The 10,068-nt window shown below is 67.0% G+C and carries 10 protein-coding genes; 2 read left to right on the top strand and 8 right to left on the bottom strand.

Features of this window, described 5'->3' with window-relative positions; translation table 11 throughout:
- Positions 1-141: 141 nt before the first annotated feature.
- On the top strand, positions 142-669 hold the full coding sequence (locus ACZ6YI_RS16830; RefSeq protein WP_465779669.1) for a mismatch-specific DNA-glycosylase: 528 nt from the start codon (positions 142-144) through the stop codon (positions 667-669).
- Here the strand turns inward: ACZ6YI_RS16830 and ACZ6YI_RS16825 are convergent.
- Both ACZ6YI_RS16825 and ACZ6YI_RS16820 read right to left on the bottom strand, forming a co-directional pair.
- Complete coding sequence (locus ACZ6YI_RS16825) at positions 645-1,868, bottom strand: c-type cytochrome (RefSeq protein ID WP_465779668.1); 1,224 nt, start codon at positions 1,866-1,868, stop codon at positions 645-647. The genes ACZ6YI_RS16830 and ACZ6YI_RS16825 overlap by 25 nt on opposite strands.
- 4 nt (positions 1,869-1,872) lie before the next feature.
- On the bottom strand, positions 1,873-2,574 hold the full coding sequence (locus ACZ6YI_RS16820) for a c-type cytochrome (protein WP_465779667.1): 702 nt from the start codon (positions 2,572-2,574) through the stop codon (positions 1,873-1,875).
- A 103-nt stretch (positions 2,575-2,677) separates the two neighbouring features.
- Between ACZ6YI_RS16820 and ACZ6YI_RS16815 the strand changes: the two genes are divergently transcribed.
- Positions 2,678-4,255 (top strand): amidase, encoded by a 1,578-nt coding sequence (locus ACZ6YI_RS16815; RefSeq protein WP_465779666.1) that lies wholly within the window; start codon positions 2,678-2,680, stop codon positions 4,253-4,255.
- Between the two features lie 138 nt (positions 4,256-4,393).
- Here the strand turns inward: ACZ6YI_RS16815 and ACZ6YI_RS16810 are convergent, their stop codons facing one another.
- The 6 genes from ACZ6YI_RS16810 to ACZ6YI_RS16785 all read right to left on the bottom strand — a co-directional run bounded on the left by ACZ6YI_RS16810 (position 4,394) and on the right by ACZ6YI_RS16785 (position 10,024).
- Positions 4,394-5,266: a UTP--glucose-1-phosphate uridylyltransferase gene (locus ACZ6YI_RS16810; protein ID WP_440326582.1), complete on the bottom strand. Its 873-nt coding sequence runs from the start codon at positions 5,264-5,266 to the stop codon at positions 4,394-4,396.
- Positions 5,263-7,161 (bottom strand): polysaccharide biosynthesis protein, encoded by a 1,899-nt coding sequence (locus ACZ6YI_RS16805; RefSeq protein WP_440326584.1) that lies wholly within the window; start codon positions 7,159-7,161, stop codon positions 5,263-5,265. Before ACZ6YI_RS16805 ends, ACZ6YI_RS16810 begins: the two co-directional genes overlap by 4 nt.
- A complete protein-coding gene (locus tag ACZ6YI_RS16800; protein ID WP_465779665.1) occupies positions 7,148-8,137 on the bottom strand; it encodes an MraY family glycosyltransferase in 990 nt (329 codons plus the stop codon). Before ACZ6YI_RS16800 ends, ACZ6YI_RS16805 begins: the two co-directional genes overlap by 14 nt.
- Positions 8,138-8,181: 44 nt before the next feature.
- Positions 8,182-9,354, bottom strand: a complete 1,173-nt coding sequence (gene lapB, locus ACZ6YI_RS16795; RefSeq protein ID WP_465779664.1) for a lipopolysaccharide assembly protein LapB — start codon at positions 9,352-9,354, stop codon at positions 8,182-8,184.
- Positions 9,351-9,611 carry a LapA family protein gene (locus tag ACZ6YI_RS16790; RefSeq protein WP_440328401.1) on the bottom strand — a complete coding sequence of 87 codons (261 nt, stop codon included), beginning with the start codon at positions 9,609-9,611 and terminating at the stop codon, positions 9,351-9,353. Before ACZ6YI_RS16790 ends, lapB begins: the two co-directional genes overlap by 4 nt.
- 113 nt (positions 9,612-9,724) lie before the next feature.
- Positions 9,725-10,024, bottom strand: coding sequence for an integration host factor subunit beta (locus ACZ6YI_RS16785; RefSeq protein WP_247335824.1), 300 nt, complete (start codon positions 10,022-10,024; stop codon positions 9,725-9,727).
- Between the last annotated feature and the right edge of the window lie 44 nt (positions 10,025-10,068).

Genomic DNA, 10,068 nt, shown 5'->3' with positions numbered 1-10,068 from the left:
GCCCCGGTTTCGCCCCCCTGGGGGGCGCCCCCCGGGGGGGGGGGGGGGGCGGCGGGGGGGGGGGGGGGGGCCCCCCCCCCCCCCCCGCGCCCCCCCCCCCCCGCCCCCACAACGGCGGGGGCTTCCGGATACAGTAGTCGCATGAACGATGCCGATTCCGCGCAACACATCCTGCCCGACGTGCTGCAACCCGGCCTGCGCCTGGTCTTCTGCGGCACGGCGGCAGGCACGCGCTCGGCGCGCGATGGCGCGTACTACGCGCATCCCGGCAACATGTTCTGGCGCGCCGTGCACGCGGTAGGCCTGACACCGCGCCTGCTCGCGCCGGCTGAATTCCCGTTGATGCCGGCTTTCGGCATCGGCTTCACCGACGTCGCGAAATACCACCACGGTAACGATAACCAGTTGCCGCGCGATGCGTTCGACGCGGACGCTTTGCGCGCGAAGATCCTGCATTACGCGCCGCGCGTCATCGCCTTCACCAGCAAGCAGGCCGGCATGGCCGCGCTCGGCAAGCACATCCACATCGGCCGGCAAGACGCCTTGTTTGGCGGCGCGATCGCATGGGTCCTTCCCTCACCTTCCGGCCAGGCGCGAGGTTCATGGAACCTCGCGCTGTGGCAGGCCATGGCAGACGAGGTCCGTCAGGTACCCGGCGTCGAACGATAGGCGCGCACGTCGTTCGGCGATACCGAGGAAGCACCGTTCGACCAGGCGTGGCGTATGTAGGTCACCACGGCCGCCGCGTCGTCATCGCTGAGGACCTGCGAGAACGGCGGCATGGAATACGGCCGCGGATTACCGGCAGTGGCGGGGGCGAAGCCGCCCGACAGCACTACGCGAATCGCGTTGATCCCCGTGGGTTCACGCACGGACACGTTGCCCGCGAGCGCGGGATACGCGTCGCCCTTCCCTCGTCCGTCCGCACCGTGGCACTCGGCGCAATGCTTCGCGTAGACGGCCTGCCCGGCCTTCGCCACGGCCTCGGCATCCACGGCGTTGCCGCGCTGGCGAACCGGCGTGCGTTCCGGCAGCGATTTCAGGTACACGGCGATCGCTGAGAGATCGGCGTCGGTCAGGTGCTGCGTGCTCTTCAACACCACCTCGGCCATGGGCCCGAGCGCACTGCCCTTCGCCGAACGGCCGGTTTTCAGCAACGCGACCACGTCACCCTCGCTCCACCCGGCAAGGCCGCCCTGCGGGCCCATCGAGAGATCGGGCGCGTACCAGTTCTGCACCGGGATAAGGCCACCGGCCAGGAACGGGTCGCTGACCATCGCGCCGAAGCTGTTCCGGTTCGCATGGCATTCATTGCAATGACCCAGGCCTTGTACGAGGTAAGCGCCGCGATTCCACTGCGCGCCCTGCTTCGGATCGGGCTGGTATTCGCCCTCGTGGAAATACATCAGCCGCCAGGTCGCCATCAGCGACCGCCAGCGGTATGGCCAGCGCAGCGTGTTCGGCGTGTTCGGATTGCGCACCGCAGGCAGCGAGCGCAGGTAGGCGTACATCGCATCGCTGTCGGCGCGGGTGACCTTGGTGTAGGACGTGAACGGAAACGCGGGATACAGCGAGGTGCCGTCGTGGGCCTTGCCACTGTGCAGCGCCTGGTAGAAATCGTCCGCGGACCAGTCGCCGAGGCCGGTCTCGCGGTCGGGCGTGAGGTTGGGCGACGGGATGGCGCCGAACGGCGTTGGGACGACGCGGCCGCCGGCCATGGGCTTGCCGTTGCGGGAGGTGTGGCAGGAGGCGCAGTCGCCTATCGTTGTGAGGTATTGGCCTTCGGTGACGGCATCGCGCGCAAGCGCGCTCCCACAACAGCTGATGGCGGCGACGATGAAGATCGCGGCATGGGTCCAGGTCTTCATCAGGTCAGCCTCCCAGCACGCCGCAGCGGAGCGGCGGTTTTACACTGCCCGCCGGCTCCGCGTGTGCATCGGGTGGCACGGGGCGTGACGCGAGCCAGGCGGAGACGGCGCTGATATCCGCGTCGGTGAGGCGGCTTACCACGGTCGCCATGCAGTCGGGCTCGGTCGTGCTGCGGGTGTTCGTGCGCCAGGAGCCGAGCTGCGCGCTGATGTAGTCGTACGGCAGGCCGACCAGCCCCGGGATGTCGGGCTGCACGCCCGTGAGGTTCGGCCCGTGGCAGGCCATGCACGCAGGCACGCCCTTCGCGGCATCACCCTTCGTGACCAGTTGCTCGCCGCGCGCCACGGCCGCCGGCGACATCGCGGGTGTCGGGTGCGGCGAGTACGGTACGTCCTGGCTGGCGAAGTACTCCGCGATCTCGCGCATGTACGCTTCATCGAGGGGCGCGACCATGTACTCCATGATCTCGTAATGGCGCAGGCCCTTCTGGAAGTCCTGCAACTGGCGCACCAGGTAACCGGCGGGCTTGCCGGCGAGGCGCGGGTTGAAGCCGTTGTCGCCACCCTCGCCGTGCGGGCCATGACAGCTGGTGCACGCGGCGATCCGCTGCTGCAGGGTGTCGGGCACGGCGGGCGATTCCTGTGCCTGGGCGGCACACGCCCAGGCACACGCGGCCAGCACGATCCATCCGAACGAACGTCGCATCGCCTGCTCCCCTGGGTTCCGCCTTGGGTGTTCACCCGAGTATAGCCACACAGTGCACGGGCGCTGGGCTACCATCGGCCGGACACCCGGGGGGAGAGACCTTATGCCGCAGCACCGCCACGCGCTCGCCGTTGCGCTCGCGCTCACGCTTCTTCCGGTCGCCGCGCAGGCGCGCGACCCCGGCGAAGACGATGCCTACGCCTCGATCGCCACACTGAATCAGGCCTACGCGCGGGGCGAGCTCACCCCCACCGGCATGACCCAGCTGTTCCTCGACCGCATCGCGCGGATCGACAAGGCCGGCCCGAAGATCAACGCGGTGCTGGAAACCAATCCCGATGCGCTGGCGATCGCCGGCAAGGCCAGGGGTGGCAAGGGTCCCCTCGCCGGCATCCCGATCCTGCTGAAGGACAACATCGACACCGGCGACCGCATGCAGACCACCGCGGGCTCCCTTGCCCTGGCGGGCTCCACGGCGCCGAAGGACTCCACGGTCGCCGCGAAGCTGCGCAAGGCCGGCGCCGTGATCCTGGGCAAGGCCAACCTCAGCGAGTGGGCGAACATCCGCTCCAACCACGCGACGAGCGGCTGGACCGGCCGCGCCGGCCTCACCCTCAACCCGTATGTGCTCGACCGCAATGCCTGCGGCTCCAGTGCCGGCTCCGGTTCCGCGGTGGCCGCCGGCCTTGCGACCGTGGCGATCGGCAGCGAGACCGATGGCTCGATCATCTGCCCTGCCTCCATGACCGGCCTCGTCGGCATCAAGCCGACCGTCGGCCTGGTCAGCCGCACCGGCATCATCCCCATCTCGCACAGCCAGGACACCGCCGGGCCGATGGCGCGCAGCGTCGCCGACGCAGCAGCCGTGCTCAGCGCGATCGCGGGCAGCGATCCCTCCGACGTCGCGACGAAGGACGCCGACAAGCACGCCACGGACTACACGAAGTTCCTCGACCCGAACGCGCTGCGCGGCAAGCGCATCGGCGTGGCGCGACAGCTCGCCGGCATCGAACCCAACGCCGATGCGGCGCTGGAGAAGACGATCGCGCTGCTGAAAGCCCAGGGCGCCACGGTGGTCGATAACGTGGAGATCCCGCACCTCAAGGAGCTCAGCGAAAACGAGCTCGACGTGATGCTCTACGAGTTCAAGCACGACATCGCCGCCTATCTCGCGACGCGCCCGAACCAGCCGATGAAGACACTCGCCGACCTCATCGCGTTCAACGATGCGCACAAGGACCAGGAGATGCCGTGGTTCGGCCAGGAGCTCTTCCTGATGGCCGAGCAGAAAGGCGGGCTGGACGATCCGAAGTACAAGACCATCGTCGAGAAGAACAAGCGCCTCGCCGGCCCCGAAGGCATCGATGCCGCGCTGGCGAAGGATCACCTCGATGCGTTGCTGGCCCCGAGCTGGGGCCCGGCCTTCGTCAACGACCTGGTACTCGGCGACCACGTGGTCAGCGGCGACCCGACCGTCGGCGGCGTCTCGGCACCGGCCGCCATCGCCGGCTACCCGTCGATCACCCTCCCCGTCGATTTCGCCCACGAGCTGCCGGTGGGCGTGGTGTTCTTCGGCGCGAAGTGGAGTGAGCCGACGTTGATCGGCATCGCGTACGGCGTAGAGCAAAAAGCCAATGCCTTCCGCCGACCGAAGTTCCTGCCGACGCTGCCGGTGAACTGAGGTGGGCCCATCGCGCGCAAGCACGCTCCCACAATCAGGCGATGTACAGATGGAAGCGACAACCCTGTGGAAGCGCGCTTGCGCGCGATGCGGTAACACCATAACGAAAAAGCCCCGGTCAATGCCGGGGCTTTTTCATTACATCGCAGCGTACTCGCGAACAATTGGCGCCAGCTTTGGATCTTCCAGAGCCATCGCCAGGGTCGCGCGGACCAGGCCGGCCTTGTTGCCGCAGTCGAAGCGCGTGCCTTCGAACTTGTACGACAGCACCTGGCCCTTGTCCTTCAGCAGGTTCTCGATCGCGTCGGTCAGCTGGATCTCACCGCCCGCACCGGCGCGCGTCCGCTCCAGGAAACCGAAGATCTCGCGCGGCAGCACGTAGCGGCCGACCACGGCGAGGTTCGACGGCGCATCGGCCGGCTTCGGCTTCTCGACCATGTGCTCGATGCGGCCAGCGCGGTCGCTGATCTCTTCGCTGAGCTTCACCACGCCGTACTTGTCGGTGTCCTTCTCGGGCACTTCTTCCACGGCGATGACGCCCGCGTGCTGCTTGTAAGCCAGGTCCGACATCTGGCCCAGGGCGCCACGGCCCTTCGTCCAGATAAGGTCATCCGGCAGCATCACGCCGAAATACTCTTCGTTGACCACCGCCTTCGCGCGCAGCACCGCATCGCCCAGGCCCAGCGCTTCCGGCTGGGTCACGAAGACGCAGCGGACGCGGGGCGGCAGGATGCCACGCAGGATGCCGAGCAGCTCTTCCTTGTTCTTCTCCGCGAGCTTTTCTTCCAGCTCGTACGCCTTGTCGAAGTAATCGGCGATGGCGTGCTTGTAGCGGTTGGTGACGAACACCAGCGTGTCGGCTCCAGCATCGACGGCCTCGTCCACGGCGTACTGGATGAGCGGGCGGTCGAGTACCGGGAGCATCTCCTTGGCTACCACCTTGGTCGCAGGAAGGAAGCGCGTACCGAGGCCAGCCACCGGAAATACTACCGTGCGCAGGGGTTGGGTCATGCGATGTCTCCACTTTCGTTACGGCGAAGCGGCAGCACGTTGCCCATCTGCGGCTCGCTCCAGCGGAACGAAGGCAACAGCTGGGACACGCACCGACGCAGGGTTTCTTCATCAAACGCCCATACGGCCTCTTCGGCACGGGCGAGCTGCGTTTGCAGCAGGTCCCACGACACCTGGCGGTGCTGGGCCTGGAAGATCTTGGCGTGGGTGGTGCTGGTGTAGTTCTCGAGCGGATGGAACAGCTCTTCGAACAGCTTCTCGCCTGAACGCAGGCCCGTATACACAATCTGGATATCCGACCCGGGGCGTTTGCCGGCCAGGCGGATCATCTGCTCCGCAAGGTCGCGGATCTTCACCGGATCGCCCATGTCGAGCGCGAAGATCTCACCGCCCTTGCCCAGCGTGGCCGCCTGCAGGATCAGCTGGCAGGCCTCGGGAATCGTCATGAAGTAGCGCGATATCTCCGGGTGGGTGATGGTGACGGGACCGCCCTGGCGGATCTGGCGACGGAACAGCGGCACGACCGAGCCGGCCGAGTCCAGAACGTTACCGAAGCGCACGGTGATAAAACGTGTCGCCGTATGCGCTGCGAGGTTCTGGCACCAGATCTCCGCCATGCGCTTGCATGCGCCCATCACCGAGGTCGGGTTGACCGCCTTGTCGGTGGAAATCAGGACGAAGGCCTCCGCCCCGCAACGCACCGCCGCGTCGGCGACCACGCGGGTGCCGAGCACGTTGTTGCGGAACGCTTCGCGCAGCTGGCCCTGCAGCATGGGCACGTGCTTGTACGCCGCGGCGTGGAACACGATCTGCGGCTGGGTTTCCTCGAACAGCCGGTTCACCGCCACCGATTCGCGGGCGTCGGTAAGCACGCCGTTGAAGATGAGTTCGGGGTACGCCGACGTGAGCTCCTGGCCGATCCGGTACAGGTTGTACTCGGACATCTCGACCACGGTGAGCGACGCGGCGCCGAGACGGGCCACCTGGCGGCACAGTTCCGAGCCGATCGAACCGCCACCCCCGGTCACCAGGACGCGGCGTCCGCTGATGGTTTCACGGATGGCCGTCCAGTCGAGTTCCACGGCATCGCGGCCGAGCAGGTCCTCGATCGCGACTTCCTTGATCTCGTTGAACTGCGCACGCCCCGCGACCACGTCTTCAAGACGCGGCACCGTGCGGAACGGCAAGCCGGTGCTTTCGCAGAACGCGACGATCCGGCGCATCTGCGCCGTGGTGGCACCGGGGACGGCGATGAGCAGCATCTGCACCGCGACGGCGCGGGAAAGCTCGGCCAGCTGGTCGACGGTGCCCAGCACCGGGACGCCGCCGATCTGCGCGCCGCGCAGGGCGAGGTTATCGTCGACGAAGCCGATGACGCTGTAGCGGCTGTCACGGCGCAGGTCGCGCGCCAGCGCGTCGCCGGCACGGTCGGCGCCGACGATCAGCACGCGCTTGGTCGGCACAGACTGGAACAGGTCGATGCGGCTGTCTTTCCAGAAGCGGTAGCTGAGCCGGGGCAACCCGAGCAGCACCACCAGCACCACCGGGTAGACCAGCAGGACCGAACGCGGCACGCCGTCGAGGCGCGCGTACATCACCATGGCCAGGCCGATGATCAGCGAACCGATCACCGTGGCCTTGATGATGTTCCAGAGATCAGGGAGGCTGGCGAAGCGCCACACGCCCTTGTACAGGCCCGTCCAGTTGAAGACCGCACCCTGCACCAGCAGGACCAGCGGGAATTCCATGGGCAGGTAGGACACGGGGGCGGAATCGGGCATCAGCGCATAGCGCAGCGATTTCGCGATCCACCAGGCAAAAGCCGCCATCGCCAGGTCGTGAGCCACGACGGCGGTGCGGGGGTGGATGATGCCAATGAACTTACGCAGAAACATGTCGCTCCCTTCGACGCAAGCACGACCGCTTGCCAGTACGCCAGACCGCTGCCCCCAACAGGTAGGTCAGCCCGCAACACACGGGCGCCACCGCCGGATGGCGGAGCGCGATCCATGCGCCGGGCACACAAATGGCGAGGTTCCATACCAGATAGCCCCCTGCTACCCGCGTATGGCTTAGCCCCCGCCTTACGAGCCATTGATATAAGTGCTCGCGGTGTGGAGTGTACCAGCGCGCACCGCGCAGAATTCGCACGAGCAGCGTCAAGGTCGCGTCGACGACGAAGGCCGACGACAGGATCAGTTCAGGCCAAAGCAGGTCGGTTCGCCACGCCCAGAGTATCGCCGTGAGGGCAAAAACGATGAATCCGACCGTGGCGCTGCCCACGTCGCCCATGAAAATGCGGGCCGGGGAGCGGTTGAAATACCAGAAGCCGACCGCCGCCAGGTCGAGGCAGGCGGCCGCGATGCCGATCCCGAACGCCCCTGCTTCCACCGCGATGAGGGCCGTCGCGGCGCCGAACACGATGGCCTGGAGCGCGGCGATGCCGTCGATGCCATCCATGAAGTTGTGCAGGTTGATGCACCAAACGCCCGCAAGGACCAGCGGTACGGCCCACCACAGGCTGGACGTCTGGCCGGCCACCGCCAGGCAGAACAGCGCGGTGGCGATCAGCTGGATCGCCAGCCGCGGCCGGATCGGCAGGGAGCCGTGGTCGTCCAGCCAGCCGATGGCGGCGATGGCGATGACCCCCACGGTGAAGGCCCCGACCACCACCGCGCCCGGTGATGGCGGGAGCAGCAGCATGGCGGCCGGCATGCCGACCAGTACGCCGAGGACGATGCCGATCCCGCCACCCCGAGGGGTCGGGATGCTGTGCGAGCGGCGCTGGCCCGGGGCATCCAGCATGCCCCTGCGGTGAGCGTAGGCGATGGCCGCGCGGACGCTCGCGAAGGAGACCAGGAACGAAGCCACGAGGCAGCCGAGGGCGAGAGCGACCGGGCTGGGCAAGGTCGGACTCATTCGTTGGCGACACCGTGGATGGGACGCACGGTGCCCCAGTTCTTGCAGCTCGGGCACTGCCAGTGATGGGCCTTGGCACCGAAGCCGCAGCGGCTGCAACGGTACATCGCCTGCCCTTCGAGCAGCTTGCGGGTCAGGTCGCGCAGGATCAGGTAGTTCTCGCGCGCCTCGCCGGAGACCTTGTCCATCGTGGCATCGATGAGGGCCATGAGGCCACGCACCGACGGCCGCTTGCGCAGCTGGCCGGTGAGGAAATCGATCGCGGTACGTTCGCCATCGCGGCCTTCGTAAAGGCGGGTCAGCGCCAGCACCGGGGAAATGCCGTGGTACCGGCCCATGATCTCGCGAAGGAAGGCTTCGGCGCGATCCATCTGCTGGGAGCGGGCGTAGCAGTGAAGGAGCGGCGGCAGGATCTCGGGCACGAAGGCGATATCCGCCGCGATCGCGGCTTCGTACGACGCGATGGCCGCCGGCATGTCGTCTTCTTCCGACGACAGGCGCCCCGCGATCATGTGCGCGCGCACGCAATCGGTCTGGCACGCGAACGCTTCGCCGATGTACTCACGCGCCTCGGTGCGCGCGCCATGCTGCCGGGATTGTTCGGCCAGCTCGCAGTAGAACTGCGCGATCATCGCCGACTCGTCTTCGCTGGTCATGGCCTCCAGCCGGCGGGCGTGGTCGATGGCCTTGTGCCATTCGCGTTCGTGCTGGTAGATCGCGATGAGGTGGCGCAATGCCGACGGCGCCAGCGCATCCATGGCGACCAGGTCGGAGAACAGGGTTTCCGCGCGATCGAGCAGGCCCGCGCGCATGTAGTCCTCGCCCAGTTCCAGGAGCGCCACGGTCTTCATTTCGTCGGAAAGGCCCTGGCGCGATACCAGGTGCTGGTGCAAGCGGATCGCGCGATCCACCTCGCCGCGCTTGCGGAACAGGTTGCCCAGTGCGAGGTGGGTCTCGACCGTATCGCGGTTGTACTCGGCCAGGCGCAGGAAGACCTCCAGAGCCTTGTCCTGCTCCTCGTTGAGCAGGTAGTTCAGGCCACGGAAGTAATCGGACGATAGCTCGTTGACCCTGGCTCCCGAGCGCTTGGCATCGGTGCGTCGGGCGATCCACCAGCCGCACGCGAAGGCGATGGGGGGTACGAGCGCCAGCAACCAGATCGGGTTCATGCGGGCTTCGCGCTAGCTACCTTGCTGCCGCGGAGGGCCCGCCGGCGCTTGCGCTGGTGGGCGAACGAGGTGCCCACCCAGGCGGTGAGGCCACCAAGGACCCACCCAGCCAGCAGGAAGGCGAGCATGGTGCCGCCCTTGGGCAGCGACGCCCGGGCGAACCCGAAATCGAAGGGCACCAGGTCGGCGTTGAGCGCACCGAAGACGACCCCGGCGGCAACGAACAACAGCATGAAAAGTATGGCGATCAGACGCATCCGGCGACTGTACCTGAATCGTGATTGGGTTGGGCGGAACGGTTTGGAATTTGTACAGTTTTCGGGGGTAAAGGTTGCGCGATTCCCCAGCGCCAGGCCAAAAAAAACGCCGCTTAGGAAGCGGCGTCTTCGAGGGCGAGGTTCACGCGTTCGCGTAGTTCCTTGCCCGGCTTGAAATGCGGCACGTGCTTGCCCGGCAGGGCCACTGCCTCGCCGGTCTTGGGGTTGCGCCCCATGCGCGGCGGACGGAAGTGCAGCGCGAAGCTGCCGAAGCCGCGGATCTCGATGCGCTCGCCCGTGGAGAGGGCATGGCTCATCTGTTCGAGCACGCTCTTGACGGCAAGTTCCACATCGCTGAAGGCAAGGTGGGTCTGGCGCCGCGCCAGCGCCTCGATCAGTTCCGACTTGGTCATGGGTCCCCTGGTTCTTCGATAAAGCTGACGCAAACAACAGGTTA

The organism is Luteibacter sp. NPDC104163, from assembly GCF_055584245.1.
The sequence above is the reverse complement of the archived record's forward strand: the minus strand, read 5'-3'. Positions and strand labels throughout refer to the sequence as shown.